The following is a 15,876-nucleotide window of genomic DNA, read 5'->3' on the forward strand; positions in this document are numbered from 1 at the left end:
CCGCCATTCCAGCGTGAAACGCCGGCGCAGGCCATGAGACGGCTCGACGTACACTGGATGCATCGAACCCGGGAAACGTTCCATGCCACTCAACGAGATCCTGCAGATCGTCCTCGTCATCCTGCTTGTGCTGGTGCTGCTGTTGCAGCTCGTCACGCTGCTGCGCGGCCGCGACGGCGCGGGCGTGAGCGCAAAACTGGATGCACTGAAGGACGACAGTGCCCGGGTCGAGCGCACCCTGCGCGAGGAGCAACGCGCCGGTCGGGAGGAGTTGCAACAGGGTTTCGACCGTTTCCGCGGCCATGTGGGGGAGCAGCTCGGCGGCATGTCGCAGCAGCAGGCCGAGCGCATCGAGGGCTTCGGCCAGCGCCTGGCTGCGCTCACCGACGGCACCAGCCAGGGTCTGCAGACCCTGGCGCAGCAACTCGCGGAGGACGCGCGCAAGAGCCGCGCGGAGACCACGCTCGCGCTCAACCGCTTCGGCGAACAGCAGCAGCAGCGCCTCGCCGCACTCAGCGCCGAACACGAGAAGCGCATGGGCGAGGTGCGCGCCACGCTGGAGGCCAAGCTCGGCGCGATCCAGCAGGACAACGCGGCCAAGCTGGAGCAGATGCGCGCCACCGTGGACGAGAAGCTGCACGCCACGCTGGAAAATCGCCTCGGCGAATCGTTCAAGCTGGTCTCCGAGCGGCTGGAGGCGGTGCAGCGCGGCCTTGGCGAGATGCAGGGCCTGGCCGTCGGCGTGGGCGACCTCAAGCGCGTGCTGGGCAACGTGAAGACCCGCGGCGTGCTGGGCGAGACCCAGCTCGGCGCGCTGCTCGAACAGCTGCTGACGCCCGACCAGTACGCGGTCAACGTGGCCGTCGCACCCAACTCAGACGCGCGGGTGGAGTACGCCATCCACATGCCCAACGGCGTCGATGGCGCCGCGCTGTGGTTGCCGATCGACGCGAAGTTTCCACTCGAGGACTACCAGCGCCTGCAGGAAGCCCACGAGAACGCCAATGCCGCGGCCGCCGCCGATGCCGCCAACGCGCTGGAACGGCGCGTGCGCGAGGAGGCCAAGCGCATCCGCAGCAAATACGTGGTGCCGCCGCATACGGTGGATTTCGCCATCCTGTTCCTGCCGACCGAAGGCCTGTTCGCCGAAGTGCTGCGGCGGCCGGGCCTGTTCGAGTCGCTGCAGCGCGAACACCACATCACCGTGGCCGGACCGACCACGCTGGCGGCGATCCTGACCAGCCTCAAGGCCGGTTTCCGCACGCTGGCGATCGAGAAGCGCAGCAGCGAGGTGTGGCAGCTGCTGGGTGCGGTCAAGACCGAGTTCGGCAAGTTCGGCGCCGTGCTGGACAAGGTCAAGAAGAATCTGGACCAGGCCAGCAACCAGATCGATGCGACGGGCGTGCGCACGCGCGCGATCGAACGCAGGCTGCGCGGCGTCGAAACACTGCCCGGCGAGGTCAGCCAGCAACTTCTCGATACCGCCCCCGCCACGGAGGACGGCGACGAACCGGCGGCCGACTGAGCCTCAGCGTCGCCAGCGGAACACGTCCTCCACCCCCACGCCGAACGCATGGGCAATACGGAAGGCCAGCTCCAGCGACGGCGCGTATTTGCCGCCTTCCAGCGCGATCACCGTCTGCCGCGTGATGCCGCAGGCATCGGCCAGCGCCTGCTGGGTCATTTCGCCATGCTCGAAGCGCAGCTTGCGGATGCTGTTGTCGATCGGCGTGCCGCTCATGCGCTGCGCCGGTCGTGCCAGTAGGCCATGCCGGTGGCCAGGTATTCCAGCAGGCACGACGCCATCAGGCCGACGATCAGCAGGTTGGCGACCGCCATCGGCCGGGCCCAGGCGAGGCGTTCCAGCGGCGAGAACGCGAACATCACGGCCAGGCCGATCACGAACACCGACAAGCCGACCCGCGCCCAACCGCAGGCGCGCGCCTCGATCTGGCGATCGCGCTCGTCCTGTTCCACCGTGTCGCGCCAGCGATGCCGCAGCAGCTGCATCACCACCAGCCAGCCGACCACCAGCATGCCGATGTGCCGGCCGATCGCCGAGGCCTCCGGCGCCATCGACCCATCCGCAGCCACCATCTGCGAACCGCGCAGGAGGTAGTAGGCGCCGATGGCCGCGGTGAAGACCAGGCCGATCCAGGCCCGCTGCTCGCCCGGCGACACCGGTGCCGCCGACTCGTCCCGGGCCGCCATCGCGGCGGATTCCTGGAGCGTGGCCCAGAGCAGGTACCAGACCAGCCAGGCGCCACCAAGCACGGCCAGCCCGCCGGGCCAGCCCAGATCCACGTCGGGCAGCACGAACAGCACGTAGAACGCCGCCATGGACAGCGGAACCAGGACGAAGTAGCGCAGGTTGCGCGACATGGTGTCATCTCCATCGGACGTTGTGTACGTTATACATTACATCATGTCTTGTCAGACTGACAATGGCCTCCCCGCGCGGGAACCCCGGCGACACAGACGTCATCAGGTTGGGAACGTTAAACTGGCAAATCAGCCATCCCGAGGCCCCCGCATGAACGAAGAGCATCATTCCCAGGAAGTCAGTCAGCAGCAGGCCGAGGACGCGGTGCGTATCCTGCTGCGCTGGGCCGGCGACGACCCCACGCGGGAGGGCCTGCTGGACACGCCCAAGCGGGTGACCAAGGCCTACCGGGACTGGTTCTCGGGCTACGAATCGGACCCGGCGGAGTTCCTGCGGCGCACCTTCGAGGAAGTGGCCGGCTACGACCAGATGGTGGTGCTGCGCGACATCCAGTTCGAGAGCCATTGCGAGCACCACCTGGCGCCGATCATCGGCCGCGCCCACGTCGGCTACATGCCGACCAACCGCGTGGTCGGCATCAGCAAGCTGGCCCGCGTGGTCGACGGCTTCGCACGCCGCCTGCAGGTGCAGGAGAAACTGACCGCGCAGATCGCCCATTGCATCCAGGAAACCCTGCAGCCCAGCGGCGTGGCGGTGGTGATCGACGCCAGCCACCAGTGCATGACCACCCGCGGCGTGCACAAGCGCGGCGTGTCGATGGTGACCAGCCAGATGCTGGGCAGCTTCCGCGACGATGTGCGCACGCGCAACGAGTTCCTGCAGTTCATCGGCATCCACGGAAGCGCCCGCTGAACATGCGCCCCCGCTGGTGCGCCGTGCCGCTGCTGTGGCTGGCAGCCCTTGCGCACGCGCAGGATTCACGCGTCGCCTACCTGGGGTTCTTCGATCGCGACGGCGACGGCAAGGTCAGCGTCGCCGAATACGTCCAGTACATGAGCCGCGGCTTCGCGCAGATGGATGCCAACGGCGACGGCATGCTGGAGACGGACGAACTGCCCGGCCGCCGCGGCGAGCCGATTTCGCTCCCGGCATTCCAGGACAACCTGCGCCGCCAGTTCCATCGGCTGGACCGCAACCATGACGGCAGCCTGGATGCGCGCGAGTTGACCGCGCCGCCGCGCTAGGTCGGCCGACGCCCCCGACCCTGCCCGGCGACATCCACGCCGGGCAGGAAGATCGACTCGATCGGCCGCCCGAACAGGCGCGCAATCCGGAACGCCAGCGGCAGGCCGGGGTCGTACTTGCCGGTCTCGATCGCGTTCACCGTTTGCCGCGACACGGCCAGGCGTTCGGCCAGCTCGGCCTGCGACCATGCCTGTTCGCCGCGCAACTCGCGCAGGCAGTTGTTCATCGGCGGGACTCCGGCATCGATCGGCCTTGCAGCGGGGGGAGCTTGTTGCCCGGCACTTTCCGCGAGAAGACGAAGTGCCTGCCCACGGCGAAGCGGGCCATCGGATCAACAGCGAGAAAAGGCAAAGCGGATGCCGGCGTGACCGGTTTTCCGGCTGTCCGCAGCCGCGGGCACGACGGCGGGAGAGGGATTCGCCGCTGGCGAAGGGGGTTCACGGCGGGCTCCGGACGCGCAGGCAATCTTCCCGCCGCGAAGCTATCGGGCCGACTGAATAGTGTCAAGCCCACTTGACCAAAGTTAAGCTGTCAGACGAATTGCGGTTGCTCAAGCCTCATATATCAGTACAATTTGTGACGCAATTGGCACTTCGTGTGACGCAATCTGTAGGGGAACGCCGACAAACGCTGCCAATTTTTTGCCCCACGGCAGAAAAACCACATGGCAGTTCGTGGCGGCGAGGGGTAATCAGGACGATCAGGATGATTGGCATGCCGGTTGCTTCAGCCACCGCAAGCCACGGCAGATCGTGGTCTGCATTTCATCCGGGGGGTGAATTTCGCCAGAACCCGCCGGTTTACCAGATGCCTTGCCGCCAACGGGCTTTACCTCGTGCGGTGATGGCGAAATCCCGAAACCATCCATCCAACGAGGAACACCATGAACAAGACTCTGCTTTCCACCGCACTGGTCGCCGTGATCGCCGCCACCGCCTTCGCGCCGACCGCCCAGGCAGCCAACACCGGCACCATCACCATCTCCGGCAAGGTGCTGTCCGACACCTGCACCGTCGCCGTCAATGGCGGCGCCACCGTGGCGCTGCCCACCGTGATGACCGCCAGCCTGGGCACCGTGGGCGCCACCGCCGGCACCACGCCGTTCACCGTTGCGCTGACCGGCTGCGACACCAACACCACCACCGCCGCGATGAGCTTCAGCGGCAGCAACATCGACGCCGGCACCGGCAACCTGAAGAACACCGTCGTCGGCGGCTCCAACGTGCAGATCCAGTTGCTCAATGGCGCCTCCCTGATCAACGCGTCCAGCGGCGCCAATGCTCCGGTGATCAACGTCACCAGCGGCAGCGGCAGCGTGGCCATGAACGCCCGCTACGTCGCCGCCAGCGCCGCGGCCACAGCCGGCCTGGTCGCCTCGACCGTCAACTTCACCCTGAGCTACCAGTAAGCGCGACATCGGCGCGCCGCAGTCGCCATGGCGGCTGCAGCGCGCCGTTTTTTTGCCAGCCGCCATCACCGCCCCACCATCCCGGGAACCCTCCGATGAAGAACCTGCTCGCCCTTGGCGCCATGCTGATTGCCTTGACGGCCTTCAGTGGCGCGGCCGATGCCAGCGTCGTGATCGGCGGCACCCGCGTGGTGTTCCCGGCCGCCAGTGGCGAAGTCACCGTGCGCCTGAACAACAACGGCCAGCAACCAGCCCTGGTCGAAGCCTGGATCGACGCCGGCAACCCCGATTCCACCCCCGATACCGCGCGCGTGCCGTTCCTGATCACGCCGCCGCTGTTCCGCATGAACGCCGGCAAGGGCCAGAGCCTGCGCATCGTCTACACCGGCCAGCCGCTGCCGACGGATCGCGAGTCGCTGTTCTGGCTGAACGTGCTCGAGATCCCGCCCAAGCCCGGCACCGTCAATGGCGAGACGCAGAACACCTTGCAGTTCGCCGTGCGGTCGCGGCTGAAGCTGTTCTTCCGCCCGGCCGGCCTGGCCGGCAACCCGCTGACCGCCGCCTCGCAGATCACCTGGTCGGTGGCCAGCGACGGCCATGCGCTGGTGGCGCACAACCCGACGCCTTACCACGTCACGTTCAGCAAGGTGTCGCTGAGTGCCGGCAAGGCGGCGTTGGCGACCGACGCGGGCATGGTCGCGCCGCTGTCAACCTTGCGCCTGCCGCTTGCCGAAGGCGCACCGGCCCCTGCCGCCGGCACCGCCGTCGCGTTCACCACGATCAACGACTTCGGCGCCGCCGACGCCAACCAGGGCACGATCACGCCGTGAAGCGCGCACGCGCCCGCGCATCGACGCCCCGCGCGCGCGCAGTCGCCAGCCGTCGGCTGGCGTTGTCGATCCTGCTGGCGCTGGCCACCGCCGCCGGTGCCGCCCACGCTGCCGCGGCCAACGCCGACGCCGGCGCCGCGGCCGACGCGGCGGATGCCAACTTCGACCGCAGCATGCTCGCCGGCGCGGGCCAGAACACCACCGACCTGTCGCGCTTCGAACGCGGCAATTTCGTGCCTGCCGGAAACTACAGCGTCGACATCTACCTCAACGACGCGCCGGTCGGCCGCCGCGACGTGCGCCTGGCCGCGCCCTCGCCCGACGCCAGCGCCACGCCCTGCGTGACCCCGGCGCTGCTGGACACCCTGGGCCTGCACCCGGCCGATCTCTCCGACGCGCTGCTTGCGGAAATGGCCGACCCTGCCGCCTGCGTCGACATCACGCGCGTGATCCCGGGCGCCAGCCTCGCCTTCGACCTCGGCGACCTGCGACTGGACGCCAGCGTGCCGCAGGCGTTCCTGGGCCGCGTGGCGCGCGGTTATGTCGACCCGCAGTACTGGGACGAAGGCGTGACCGCGGGCCTGCTCAACTACAACTTGAACAGCTACCGCACCGGCGCCGGCGGCCTGCACCAGACCTCGACCTACCTGGGCCTGGATGCCGGCATCAACTTGGGCGCCTGGCGGGTCCGCCACGACTCGACGCTGGACTGGCAATCGGGCACCGGCGCGGCCGGCTCCACGCACCACTGGCAGAACATCGCCACCTACGCCCAACGCGACCTGACCGCACTGCGCGCGCAGCTGACCGTGGGCGACTCCTGGACCAGCGGGGAGATCTTCGACAGCTTCGGCCTGCGCGGCGTGCAGATCGCCACCGACGACCGCATGCAACCGCAGTCGCTGCGCGGCTACGCACCCACCGTGCGCGGCGTGGCCGACAGCAACGCCAAGGTGGTGGTGCGCCAGAACGGCATGCTGATCTACCAGACCACGGTCGCGCCCGGCCCGTTCGTGATCGACGACCTCTATGCGACCGGCTACGGCGGCGATCTCGAAGTCAGCGTGACTGAAGCCAGCGGCCGCGTGCACAGCTTCTCGGTGCCCTACGCCTCGGTGCCGCAGCTGCTGCGCCCCGGCGTCAACCGCTTCAGCATCGCGGCGGGGCAGATGCGCGAGCAGACCATCGAGGACGAGCCGAACGTGGTGCAGGCCACCCTGCAGCACGGCTTCACCAACCTGCTCACCGGCTATGCCGGCGTGGTGGGCTCGGAAGGTTACGGCGCCATGCTGCTGGGCAGCGCGCTCAACACCCGCTACGGCGCGTTCGCGATGGACATCACCGGCGCGCGCACGCGCATCCCCGGCCTCGACACCATGTCCGGCCAGAGCGTACGGCTGAGCTACAGCAAGATCATGGCGCCCACCGGCACCTCGCTGTCGGTGGCGGCCTATCGCTATTCCACCAGCGGCTACCTGACTTTGCGCGATGCGGCGCGCGCGCGCGACTACGCGCAACGCGGCCTGCCGGTGTTCGCCAGCGGCCCGGCCCGGCCGATCCTGATCAACGGCGTGCCGGTGGCCGGCCTGCTCACCCCGCAGCAGCAGGCGGCGCTGGCCGGCATCAACTACACCGGCGCGCTGGACACCGTGGGCGTCGATCGCCAGCGCAACAATTTCAGCATCAACCTCAGCCAGCGCCTGGGCGCGACCGGCGGCTCGCTGTACGTCACCGGTTCGGCGCGCGACTACTGGAACCGCGGTGGCACCGACACCCAGTTCCAGGTCGGCTACAACAACTCGGTGGGCCGGCTGAACTACAACGTCTCGGCCAGCCGCGAGCGCAACCTGTTCGGGCGCAGCGAAAACCGCTTCATGCTCAACCTCACGATCCCGCTGGGCAACGGCGCGCATGCGCCGATCCTCACCGGCGCGCTGAGCCGCACCGGCAGCGACGCCACGCAGGAGCAGGCCACCGTCAGCGGCACCGCCGGCAGCAACGACCAGTTCAACTACGGCGTCACCGCTACCCACGACAACGGTCGCGACAGCGGCTCGGTGGGCACCAGCGGCAGCGTCAACGCCGGCTATCGCGGCAGCCACGTGCAGGTCAACGTCGGCGTCGGCGCGGGCAGCGGCTATTCGCAGGCCTCGTTCAACCTGGCCGGCGGCATCGTCGCGCATCCCGGCGGCGTCACCTTCGGCCAGCCGCTGGGCGACACCGTGGGCCTCGTCGAGGCACGGGACGCCGCCGGCGCGCGGGTCATCAACGCCGCGGGCGTGAGGATCGGGCACAACGGCTATGCGCTGATCCCGTACCTCACTCCGTACCAGCTCAACCGCATCGACATCGACCCCACCGGCCTGTCGCTGGACGTGCAGTTGGACAACACCAGCGCGCAGATCGCGCCGCGCGCCGGCGCGGTGGTGCTGATCAAGTTCAAGAGCGAAAGCGGCCGCTTCGTGCTGATCCAGACCCGCCTGGCCGACGGCAACACGCTGCCGTTCGGTGCCGAAGTGGATGACGCGCGCGGCACGCTGGTGGGCGTGGTCGGCCAGGCCGGGCAGATCATGGCGCGATTGCCGAACGACAGCGGCTCGCTGCGGGTGAACTGGCAAACGGATGATGGCGCATCGCATTCATGCACCCTCCCCTATGACCTCGCAAAGTCGAACGGCACGGCTGCGGGAATCCGGCGGATCGAGGCCACCTGCGTCGCACCCGACCTTCGAGCAAAGCTTGCAGAGGCCCGCCCATGAGCAACGGTCCCATCACCTCCATCCCGCGGGCATTCCGATTGCCGAACCGGTGGCTCCTGCTGCTGGCTTGCGCCCTGCTGGCGGCAACGCCCGTCGCGCATGCCGGCTGCTCCTTCAGCCGTGGCGACTCAACAGGCACGTATTCCGTTGGCGTCCCGGCGACCATCGTCAACGATCCCGGCATCCCGGTGGGCGCCACGCTCTACACCTCCGGCCTGACCGGAATCAGCCAACCGGTGAGTTTCAAGTGCAACGGCAACCAGAACTACTGGGGCCTGACGAACCGTGCCGGCGCGACTCCCGCTGCCGGGCAATACCTGTTCCCGATCGGCACCACCGGCATCAGCTTCCGGATCACCCAGACTTCGGGCAGCTACCCCGGACTCATCGGCCCCTGGCCGTTCCAGAGCCTGGACGGCAGCTCCACCTGGACTGAAGCGGACCCCGTCACGGTCGAGCTGGTGAAGACCGGCAATATCGCCGACGGCACGGTGGTGTCCGGCGCACTCGCCGACTTTCAGGCCGGCACCGTCAGCAACAACATTGTCGACGCATCCATCGTGCTGGCCGGATCGCTGACTTTCGTGGCCCCGGCCTGCAGCGTGCCGTCAAGCCTGACCGTGCCGCTGCCGACGGTCACCACCAGCGCTCTCGCCGGCGGGACCGGCGTGACCACGGGTGACAAGCCTTTCGCGATCCCGCTGACCTGCTCGGCAAACGCCAAGCTGGCGATCACGCTGGACTCGACCAACCCGGTCAGCCGACCCAACGGCGTGTTGTCGAACAGCGGGACGGCAACGGGAGTCGGTATCCAGATCGTCTGGAACGGCGCGCCGGGAACCAGCGGCAATCCGGTCGCGCTGGGCACGGCCGTCACCTTCAACGCAGCCAGTGGTGCGTCGCAAATCCCGCTGGTCGCACGCTACTACCGGACCACGGGAGCGCTTGCATCGGGGTCGGTCACGGCGACAGCCACCTATACGTTGACCTACCCCTGAAGGACGCGCGACAACGCCGGATGGCGGGCCCGACCCCTCCTCACTCGTAGGTGTGCACGACAAGCTTCGCGGCGGTTGCGCCATGCTGGTTGCGGGTGAAATAGGTCAGCAGGCGATCGCCGGCGACACGCGTCGCATCCAGATCCAGCACCACGCGCGAATACGGCCGCCCGGGATCGGTCGCGGTCTGGCCGCAGGCGAGTCGCAGCGGCGCGCGGGCGTCTACGGCCGGGGCGGCGATGCTGGCGGCAAGGTAGTGGGCCGGCACGGTACAGGTCGGTTCGACCACCGCGCCGGAAAACGAGATGCGCCCACTGGCGGCCTTGGCCACCGAGAAGGCGCCCAGCAGAGCCAGCGCCATCCATGCGCCTCCGACCACGTTGCTGCTCCACGAACTCCTCATGCCCTGCACCTCTTGCGCAAACCCGCCTGTGACGGGGCGACTCAAGTGGCTTTTCGGCAGCGCTTGTGCGGGCTTTAGCGGCGGAGCCGGCGCGCATCGCAAACTGTGATGTGCGTCACGTTTCAGCCGGGCAAGAACGCCATGCCGCTTCCATGTCCGCCTGCATACCGCCCCGCGCGTGATGCGCGCGTGGAAGAGGCGTGAACCGGGAAGGTCGGCGACGTCAGCGCGAGGAGATGTACTTCTCGCGGCGGATCTGTTTCACCGGCAGGCCGAACTCCTGCAGGGCGGCGTAGGCGGCATCGACCATGTTGGGGTTGCCGCAGAGGTAGGCAATGTCGCGTTCGGCGCTGGGCCCGAGTTCGGCCAGCACGTGCTGCACGTGGCCGGCGCGATCGCCGGGGCGCGGCACGGCGCGGGCCTCGCGGCTGAGGCAGCCGTGGAACAGGAAGCCGGGGTGGCGCTGCGCGAACGCCTCGAACTCCTCGCTGTAGAGCAGTTCGGTTTCGTTGCGGGCGCCGTACAGCAGCACCACTTCGCGATTGCCGCCCGCCAGCAGTTTCTCGATCTGCGGCAGCATCGCGCGGTACGGGGTGACCCCGGTGCCGGTGGCCAGCAGCAGGTAGCGCGGGTGGGTGTCGGCCTCCTGCAGGCAGAAGCGGCCGTACGGGCCACTGGCGTCGATCACGCCGCCGACCGGCAGCTCGCCGAGCAGCTTCGTCGCGGCGCCGCCTTCGACGTAGCTCACCGCGATCTCGATGTGCGGCACGGGCGAGGAGCCGTCGCCCACGCTGCCCACCGAATAACTGCGCTTGGTCGGCGTGCCGTCGTCGTAGTGGAAATGCACCTGCAGGAACTGGCCCGGCTGGAACGCCAGCGGTTGCCCGTCGACACGCTCGAACACCAGGTGGCGCACCGTCGGTGCGAGCATGCGGGCGTCGACGAGACGGAGCTGGAAGGATTCGGCCATGGTTTTCCCGAAACAGTGTGTGCGTCGGGCGGGCCCGGACGGTGATGGTCAGCCCCGTATAATAAGCGGCTTGTCCCCCTTGGCGCAGCCCATGTCCTTCACCCAAAACGATTCGCCCCCCGCGCTGGTCGTCGACAACCTGCGCAAGGTCTACCGCAACGGCGTGGAAGCGCTCAAGGGCGTCAGCCTCACCGTGCAGCAGGGCGACTTTTTCGCCCTGCTCGGCCCCAATGGCGCGGGCAAGTCGACCCTGATCGGCATCCTCTCCTCGCTGGTCAACGCCAGCAGCGGCGATGCATTGGTGTTCGGCCGTTCGGTCATGCGCGAGCGCAGTGCGGCGATGCAGCTGATCGGGCTGGTGCCGCAGGAGATCAACTTCAACCAGTTCGAGAAGCCGTTCGACATCTGCGTCAACGAGGCTGGCTTCTACGGTATCCCGCGCAAGCCCGCCGCCGAACGCGCCGAGAAATACCTGAAGGAACTGCGCCTGTGGGACAAGGCGTTCCACCAGGCGCGCGAGATGTCCGGCGGCATGAAGCGCCGCCTGATGATCGCCCGCGCGATGATGAACGAGCCCAAGCTGCTGATCCTGGACGAGCCCACCGCCGGCGTGGACATCGAGATCCGCCGTTCGATGTGGCACTTCGTCAGCGCCATCAACGCGGCCGGCACCACGGTGATCCTGACCACGCATTACCTGGAGGAAGCCGAGTCGCTGTGCCGCAACATCGCGATCATCGACCACGGCACCATCATCGAGAACACCAGCATGAAGCGCCTGCTGGCGACGCTGGACGTGGAAACCTTCGTGCTCGACCTGGCCGAACCGCCGGGCGAGCTGCCGACCGTGGCCGGCATCGCCCTGCACCGCGTCGACGAGCGCACCCTGGAGGCCGAGATGGCCCGCAAGCAGGATCTCAACACGCTGTTCAGCGCACTCACCCACCACGGCATCACGGTGCATTCGATGCGCACCAAGACCAACCGGCTGGAGGAACTGTTCGTGCGGCTGGTCGAACAAGGCCGCACCCCGGAGCGGGAGAAGGCGGCATGAGCAGTTCCACCAACCTGGTCGCGCTGTACACCGTCGCGCGGCGCGAAATCGTGCGCATCCTGCGCATCTGGACCCAGACGCTGATCCCGCCCGTCATCACGATGACGCTGTACTTCATCATCTTCGGCAAGCTGATCGGCAGCCGCATCGGCCCGATTGCGGGCGGGTTCAGCTACATGCAGTACATCGTGCCCGGCCTGGTCATGATGTCGGTCATCAACAACAGCTACATGAACATCTCCAGCTCGTTCTACGGCGCCAAGTTCCAGCGCTCGGTGGAGGAGATGCTGGTGGCCCCGATGGCCAACTGGGCGATCCTCTCCGGCTACGTGATCGGCGCGGTCGCACGCGCCCTGGTGGTCGGCGCGCTGGTGCTGGTGGTCGCGCTGTTCTTCACGTCGCTGCACGTGGCGCACCCGCTGACCGCGCTGGCCGCGGTGCTGCTGGGTGCGGTGATCTTCGCGCTGGCCGGGTTCATCAACGCGGTGTTCGCCAGCAAGTTCGACGACATCGCCCTGGTGCCCACCTTCGTGATCACGCCGCTGACCTACCTGGGCGGCGTGTTCTATTCGATCGACATGCTGGGCGAGCCATGGCGCGCCATTTCCCACGCCAATCCGATCCTGTACATGGTCAACGCGTTCCGTTACGGCGTGCTCGGCATCAGCGACGTGTCGGTGGGCTGGGCCTTCGCGGTGATGCTGGGGTTCATCGCGGGGCTGTCGATCGCGGCGCTGCAACTGCTCAGGCGCGGCGTGGGGCTGAGGAGCTGAGAATCGGGAATAGGGAATAGGGAATCGAGAATAGGTAAAAGCTGCAGAACGTGAGCCACGCGCCTCGCCCAATGCCCGAAAACCATACGAAATCCGATCAGAGCGACCTCACCCAACCTCACCGATTCCCGATTCCCGATTCCCCATTCCCGATTCCCGGCCTTATGCGCGTAAACAAGTACATCAGCGAAGCCGGCCTGTGTTCGCGCCGCGAAGCCGACGAATGGCTGCTGGCCGGGCGCGTGAGCATCAACGGCGAGGTGGTCGGCACTGGCGCCAAGGCGCTGGACGGCGACGAGGTGCGCGTGGATGGCGAGATCGTCCGGGCGCGCGTGCTGGCCGCCACGCCGGCGGCGAAGAAGGCGGTCTACATCGCGCTGAACAAGCCGGCCGGCATCACCTGCACCACCGACCAGAGCGTGGCCGGCAACATCGTGGATTTCGTCGACCACCCGCAGCGGATCTTCCCGATCGGCCGGCTGGACAAGGATTCCGAAGGGTTGATCCTGCTCACCAGCAATGGCGACATCGTCAACGAGATCCTGCGCGCGGAAAACCACCACGAGAAGGAATACCTGGTCGGCGTGAACAAGGCGGTCACCGACGAGTTCATCGCCGGCATGAGCAAGGGCGTGCGCATCCACGGCCAGCTGACCCAGCGCTGCCGCGTGCGCCGGATCGCGAAGTTCGGCTTCGCCATCGTGCTGACCCAGGGCCTGAACCGGCAGATCCGCCTGATGGCGGCGGCGTTCGGCTATCGCGTGACCCAATTGCGCCGCGTGCGCATCGACAACGTGAAGCTGGCCCACCTGAAACCCGGCCAGTGGCGCAACCTCACCGACGCGGAGCTGAAGGGCTTGCTGCCCGGGCGCACGCAATGGTGAGCGCGTAGTCGCGGCGCGTCCTCAGGGCGGACACTGCCCGCCCTGCGGCAACTCAGGCCGCCGGCAGCGTCTGCAGATCCCAGCGCGGACGCACCTGCACGGTGGCGTCCTGATGCTGGCCGCCGGCCAGGCGGATCGCGCCGGCCAGGGCGATCATCGCGCCGTTGTCGGTGCAGAACGCCAGCCGCGGGAAATACACCCGGAACCCGTCGTGTTCGCCGGCCGCGGCCAGCTCCGCGCGCAGCCGGCGGTTGGCGCCGACACCGCCGGCAATCACCAGCCGCTGCGCGCCGCAGGCCTGCAAGGCGCGGCGGCACTTGATGATCAGCGTCTCCACGATCGCCTCCTCGAAGGCGCGGGCCACGTCGGCGCGGGTCTGCTCGCTCTGGTCCGATTTCTGCCAGGCCAGCAGCACCTGGGTCTTCAGGCCGGAGAAGCTGAAATCCAGCCCGGGCCGGTCGGTCATCGGCCGCGAGAAGCGGAACACCCCCGGCCGGCCCTGTTCGGCCAGTTTCGCCAGCGCCGGTCCGCCCGGGTAGGGCAGGCCCATCAGCTTGGCGGTCTTGTCGAAGGCCTCGCCGGCGGCGTCGTCCAGGGTGTCGCCCAGGATGGTGTACTGGCCGATCGCCTTGACCTCGACCAGCAGCGAATGGCCGCCGGACACCAGCAAGGCCACGAACGGCGGCTGCGGCGGGTCCTGCTCCAGCAGCGGGGCCAGCAGGTGGCCTTCCATGTGGTGGACGGCGACGGCCGGCACGTCCAGCGCCCAGGCCAGCGCGCGGCCCACCGAGGCCCCCACCAGCAGCGCGCCGACCAGGCCGGGACCGGCCGTGTAGGCCACCCCGCCGAGATCGCGCACGCCCAGCCCGGCCTGCGCCAGCGCCTCGCGGATCAGCGGCAGCAGCTTGCGCACGTGGTCGCGGCTGGCCAGCTCGGGCACCACGCCGCCGTAATCGGCGTGCAACTTGATCTGGCTGTACAGGGTATGGGCCAGCAGGCCCGCCCCCGGGGCATCCGGCTGCCAGCGCAGGATGGCTACGCCGGTCTCGTCGCAGGAGCTCTCGATGCCCAGCACCGGCCGGTGGGCCGGCTTTGAAAATTCTTTGTTATCCACGGTATAATTCGCGGCTCACCACTTTCCACTGTCCCGCACAGGCGGGCAGATTACCACCTGGAGTTTCCATGCCCAACGTAAAAGTTCGCGAGAACGAGCCGTTCGAGATCGCACTGCGTCGTTTCAAGCGTACCTGCGAGAAGGCCGGCGTGCTGGCCGAGACGCGCAAGCGCGAGTTCTACGAAAAGCCGACCCAGGAGCGCAAGCGCAAGCGCGCTGCCGCCGTCAAGCGCCACCTGCGTCGCCTCTCGCGCGACGTTTCGCGCAAGGTCCGCCTGTACTGAGCGCCCTCCCCGCCGCGCGTCGGCGGGTCGAGCGGCAACAGTCATGCGGCAGGCGCGGGTTCTCGCTGCCGCCGCAAGCATCCGGATAGGCCATGGCCGGCGTTGTTCCCAGGGACAACGCCGGCTTTGCCGTTTCCGACGAATCGGAATTCCACCCAACGAGGCATCGCCATGACGCTCAAGCAGCAGCTCACCGAGGACATGAAGACCGCCATGCGCGGCGGCGACAAGCCGCGGCTGGGCGTGATCCGGCTGATGCTCGCGGCGATCAAGCAGCGCGAGGTGGATGAGCGCATCGAGCTGGACGATGGCCAGGTGCTCGCCGTACTGGAAAAGATGATGAAGCAGCGCAAGGACTCGGTCAGCCAGTACGTCGCTGCCCAGCGCGAAGACCTGGCCGAGGTGGAGCGCGCCGAGATGGCCGTCATCGAAACCTACCTGCCCGCCAAGCTGGGCGAAGCCGAGATCGACGCGCTGATCGCCGCCGCGATCGCCGACACCGGCGCCAGCTCGCCGCGGGACATGGGCAAGGTGGTGGCCGCGGTGAAGGACAAGGCCGCCGGCCGCGCCGACATGGGCGTGGTCTCCGCACGCATCAAGGCCCGCCTGGCCGGCTGACGCGCCGCCCGGTCGGCGATGCGCCGCCTTCACGCCGCTCCCGCTACAACCTCCGGAAACCCCATCGCCTTCCGGAGGACCGCATGCTGAAGTGGGCCATCATCTTCGCCATCATTTCGCTGATCACCGGCTGGCTCGGCTTCGGCGGCGTATCCGGCGCCACCGCGACCATCGCCAAGGTGCTGTTCGCGTGCTTCGTGATTCTGTTCCTGCTGGCCGTGCTGGCCCTGGTCGGCGTGATCAGCCTGTTCTAGCCGGCCCGACCACGCGCCGGCGCCAGGTCGCCTCGCGGTATGCCACCGGTCGGCGCCA

General features: G+C 68.0%; 19 protein-coding genes. 13 read left to right on the forward strand and 6 right to left on the reverse strand.

All coding sequences use genetic code 11. The features are described 5' to 3' along the window. Positions 1-82 precede the first annotated feature (82 nt). On the forward strand, positions 83-1,525 hold the full coding sequence (rmuC, locus tag ACVCMB_RS10115) for a DNA recombination protein RmuC (RefSeq protein WP_395120320.1): 1,443 nt from the start codon (positions 83-85) through the stop codon (positions 1,523-1,525). Between the two features lie 3 nt (positions 1,526-1,528). On the opposite strand, the gene ACVCMB_RS10120 is transcribed toward rmuC, so the two are convergent. Next, complete coding sequence (locus ACVCMB_RS10120; RefSeq protein WP_395120321.1) at positions 1,529-1,741, reverse strand: helix-turn-helix transcriptional regulator; 213 nt, start codon at positions 1,739-1,741, stop codon at positions 1,529-1,531. Next, positions 1,738-2,382, reverse strand: coding sequence for a hypothetical protein (locus ACVCMB_RS10125; protein WP_447106837.1), 645 nt, complete (start codon positions 2,380-2,382; stop codon positions 1,738-1,740). Before ACVCMB_RS10125 ends, ACVCMB_RS10120 begins: the two co-directional genes overlap by 4 nt. A 151-nt stretch (positions 2,383-2,533) precedes the next feature. Here ACVCMB_RS10125 and folE point away from each other — a divergent pair, with 151 nt between their 5' ends. Both folE and ACVCMB_RS10135 read left to right on the forward strand, forming a co-directional pair. Next, positions 2,534-3,136 (forward strand): GTP cyclohydrolase I FolE, encoded by a 603-nt coding sequence (gene folE, locus ACVCMB_RS10130; RefSeq protein WP_395120323.1) that lies wholly within the window; start codon positions 2,534-2,536, stop codon positions 3,134-3,136. A 2-nt stretch (positions 3,137-3,138) separates the two neighbouring features. Then, complete coding sequence (locus tag ACVCMB_RS10135; RefSeq protein WP_447106838.1) at positions 3,139-3,468, forward strand: EF-hand domain-containing protein; 330 nt, start codon at positions 3,139-3,141, stop codon at positions 3,466-3,468. Here the strand turns inward: ACVCMB_RS10135 and ACVCMB_RS10140 are convergent. After that, complete coding sequence (locus ACVCMB_RS10140) at positions 3,465-3,695, reverse strand: helix-turn-helix transcriptional regulator (RefSeq protein ID WP_395120325.1); 231 nt, start codon at positions 3,693-3,695, stop codon at positions 3,465-3,467. The two genes, ACVCMB_RS10135 and ACVCMB_RS10140, sit on opposite strands and share 4 nt — an antisense overlap. Before the next feature lie 657 nt (positions 3,696-4,352). Between ACVCMB_RS10140 and ACVCMB_RS10145 the strand changes: the two genes are divergently transcribed. From ACVCMB_RS10145 to ACVCMB_RS10160, 4 genes are all read left to right on the forward strand, one after another. Beyond that, entirely contained in the window at positions 4,353-4,877 is a 525-nt protein-coding gene (locus tag ACVCMB_RS10145) for a fimbrial protein (protein ID WP_395120326.1), read from the forward strand. A 95-nt stretch (positions 4,878-4,972) separates the two neighbouring features. Then, positions 4,973-5,707 carry a fimbrial biogenesis chaperone gene (locus ACVCMB_RS10150; RefSeq protein WP_395120327.1) on the forward strand — a complete coding sequence of 245 codons (735 nt, stop codon included), beginning with the start codon at positions 4,973-4,975 and terminating at the stop codon, positions 5,705-5,707. Next, complete coding sequence (locus tag ACVCMB_RS10155) at positions 5,704-8,466, forward strand: fimbria/pilus outer membrane usher protein (RefSeq protein ID WP_447106839.1); 2,763 nt, start codon at positions 5,704-5,706, stop codon at positions 8,464-8,466. The genes ACVCMB_RS10150 and ACVCMB_RS10155 overlap by 4 nt, the downstream gene beginning before the upstream one ends. Further along, positions 8,463-9,464 carry a fimbrial protein gene (locus tag ACVCMB_RS10160; RefSeq protein WP_447106840.1) on the forward strand — a complete coding sequence of 334 codons (1,002 nt, stop codon included), beginning with the start codon at positions 8,463-8,465 and terminating at the stop codon, positions 9,462-9,464. The genes ACVCMB_RS10155 and ACVCMB_RS10160 overlap by 4 nt, the downstream gene beginning before the upstream one ends. A gap of 40 nt (positions 9,465-9,504) precedes the next feature. Here the strand turns inward: ACVCMB_RS10160 and ACVCMB_RS10165 are convergent, their stop codons facing one another. Both ACVCMB_RS10165 and ACVCMB_RS10170 read right to left on the reverse strand, forming a co-directional pair. Continuing rightward, on the reverse strand, positions 9,505-9,867 hold the full coding sequence (locus tag ACVCMB_RS10165) for a hypothetical protein (RefSeq protein ID WP_395120330.1): 363 nt from the start codon (positions 9,865-9,867) through the stop codon (positions 9,505-9,507). 223 nt (positions 9,868-10,090) lie between these two features. Then, positions 10,091-10,837 carry a ferredoxin--NADP reductase gene (locus tag ACVCMB_RS10170; protein ID WP_447106841.1) on the reverse strand — a complete coding sequence of 249 codons (747 nt, stop codon included), beginning with the start codon at positions 10,835-10,837 and terminating at the stop codon, positions 10,091-10,093. A gap of 91 nt (positions 10,838-10,928) precedes the next feature. Between ACVCMB_RS10170 and ACVCMB_RS10175 the strand changes: the two genes are divergently transcribed. The 3 genes from ACVCMB_RS10175 (at position 10,929) to ACVCMB_RS10185 (ending at position 13,548) form a co-directional block, all read left to right on the forward strand. Further along, entirely contained in the window at positions 10,929-11,891 is a 963-nt protein-coding gene (locus ACVCMB_RS10175; protein WP_447106842.1) for an ABC transporter ATP-binding protein, read from the forward strand. Then, positions 11,888-12,664, forward strand: coding sequence for an ABC transporter permease (locus ACVCMB_RS10180; protein ID WP_447106843.1), 777 nt, complete (start codon positions 11,888-11,890; stop codon positions 12,662-12,664). Before ACVCMB_RS10175 ends, ACVCMB_RS10180 begins: the two co-directional genes overlap by 4 nt. A gap of 164 nt (positions 12,665-12,828) precedes the next feature. Then, positions 12,829-13,548 (forward strand): pseudouridine synthase, encoded by a 720-nt coding sequence (locus tag ACVCMB_RS10185; protein ID WP_447106844.1) that lies wholly within the window; start codon positions 12,829-12,831, stop codon positions 13,546-13,548. Positions 13,549-13,600: 52 nt separating this feature from the next. On the opposite strand, the gene tsaD is transcribed toward ACVCMB_RS10185, so the two are convergent. Continuing rightward, on the reverse strand, positions 13,601-14,662 hold the full coding sequence (gene tsaD, locus ACVCMB_RS10190) for a tRNA (adenosine(37)-N6)-threonylcarbamoyltransferase complex transferase subunit TsaD (protein WP_395120335.1): 1,062 nt from the start codon (positions 14,660-14,662) through the stop codon (positions 13,601-13,603). 68 nt (positions 14,663-14,730) lie between these two features. Between tsaD and rpsU the strand changes: the two genes are divergently transcribed. The 3 genes from rpsU (at position 14,731) to ACVCMB_RS10205 (ending at position 15,818) form a co-directional block, all read left to right on the forward strand. Then, a complete protein-coding gene (gene rpsU, locus ACVCMB_RS10195; RefSeq protein ID WP_007081639.1) occupies positions 14,731-14,946 on the forward strand; it encodes a 30S ribosomal protein S21 in 216 nt (71 codons plus the stop codon). Positions 14,947-15,117: 171 nt separating this feature from the next. After that, positions 15,118-15,564: a GatB/YqeY domain-containing protein gene (locus tag ACVCMB_RS10200; protein ID WP_395120336.1), complete on the forward strand. Its 447-nt coding sequence runs from the start codon at positions 15,118-15,120 to the stop codon at positions 15,562-15,564. A gap of 83 nt (positions 15,565-15,647) precedes the next feature. Beyond that, positions 15,648-15,818: a DUF1328 domain-containing protein gene (locus ACVCMB_RS10205; protein WP_136257740.1), complete on the forward strand. Its 171-nt coding sequence runs from the start codon at positions 15,648-15,650 to the stop codon at positions 15,816-15,818. The last annotated feature ends 58 nt before the right edge of the window (positions 15,819-15,876 follow it).

The organism is Rhodanobacter sp. UC4443_H10 (assembly GCF_052978325.1).

What these genes read in the sequence shown, in the direction of transcription:
- rpsU (WP_007081639.1), top strand. Translation starts at nt 14,731, where the DNA reads ATGCCCAACGTAAAAGTTCGCGAGAACGAGCCGTTCGAGATCGCACTG.
- ACVCMB_RS10120 (WP_395120321.1), bottom strand. Translation starts at nt 1,741, where the DNA reads ATGAGCGGCACGCCGATCGACAACAGCATCCGCAAGCTGCGCTTCGAG.
- folE (WP_395120323.1), top strand. Translation starts at nt 2,534, where the DNA reads ATGAACGAAGAGCATCATTCCCAGGAAGTCAGTCAGCAGCAGGCCGAG.
- ACVCMB_RS10140 (WP_395120325.1), bottom strand. Translation starts at nt 3,695, where the DNA reads ATGAACAACTGCCTGCGCGAGTTGCGCGGCGAACAGGCATGGTCGCAG.
- ACVCMB_RS10175 (WP_447106842.1), top strand. Translation starts at nt 10,929, where the DNA reads ATGTCCTTCACCCAAAACGATTCGCCCCCCGCGCTGGTCGTCGACAAC.
- rmuC (WP_395120320.1), top strand. Translation starts at nt 83, where the DNA reads ATGCCACTCAACGAGATCCTGCAGATCGTCCTCGTCATCCTGCTTGTG.
- ACVCMB_RS10135 (WP_447106838.1), top strand. Translation starts at nt 3,139, where the DNA reads ATGCGCCCCCGCTGGTGCGCCGTGCCGCTGCTGTGGCTGGCAGCCCTT.
- ACVCMB_RS10125 (WP_447106837.1), bottom strand. Translation starts at nt 2,382, where the DNA reads ATGTCGCGCAACCTGCGCTACTTCGTCCTGGTTCCGCTGTCCATGGCG.
- ACVCMB_RS10160 (WP_447106840.1), top strand. Translation starts at nt 8,463, where the DNA reads ATGAGCAACGGTCCCATCACCTCCATCCCGCGGGCATTCCGATTGCCG.
- ACVCMB_RS10165 (WP_395120330.1), bottom strand. Translation starts at nt 9,867, where the DNA reads ATGAGGAGTTCGTGGAGCAGCAACGTGGTCGGAGGCGCATGGATGGCG.
- ACVCMB_RS10145 (WP_395120326.1), top strand. Translation starts at nt 4,353, where the DNA reads ATGAACAAGACTCTGCTTTCCACCGCACTGGTCGCCGTGATCGCCGCC.
- ACVCMB_RS10150 (WP_395120327.1), top strand. Translation starts at nt 4,973, where the DNA reads ATGAAGAACCTGCTCGCCCTTGGCGCCATGCTGATTGCCTTGACGGCC.
- ACVCMB_RS10170 (WP_447106841.1), bottom strand. Translation starts at nt 10,837, where the DNA reads ATGGCCGAATCCTTCCAGCTCCGTCTCGTCGACGCCCGCATGCTCGCA.
- ACVCMB_RS10185 (WP_447106844.1), top strand. Translation starts at nt 12,829, where the DNA reads ATGCGCGTAAACAAGTACATCAGCGAAGCCGGCCTGTGTTCGCGCCGC.
- ACVCMB_RS10200 (WP_395120336.1), top strand. Translation starts at nt 15,118, where the DNA reads ATGACGCTCAAGCAGCAGCTCACCGAGGACATGAAGACCGCCATGCGC.
- ACVCMB_RS10180 (WP_447106843.1), top strand. Translation starts at nt 11,888, where the DNA reads ATGAGCAGTTCCACCAACCTGGTCGCGCTGTACACCGTCGCGCGGCGC.
- ACVCMB_RS10205 (WP_136257740.1), top strand. Translation starts at nt 15,648, where the DNA reads ATGCTGAAGTGGGCCATCATCTTCGCCATCATTTCGCTGATCACCGGC.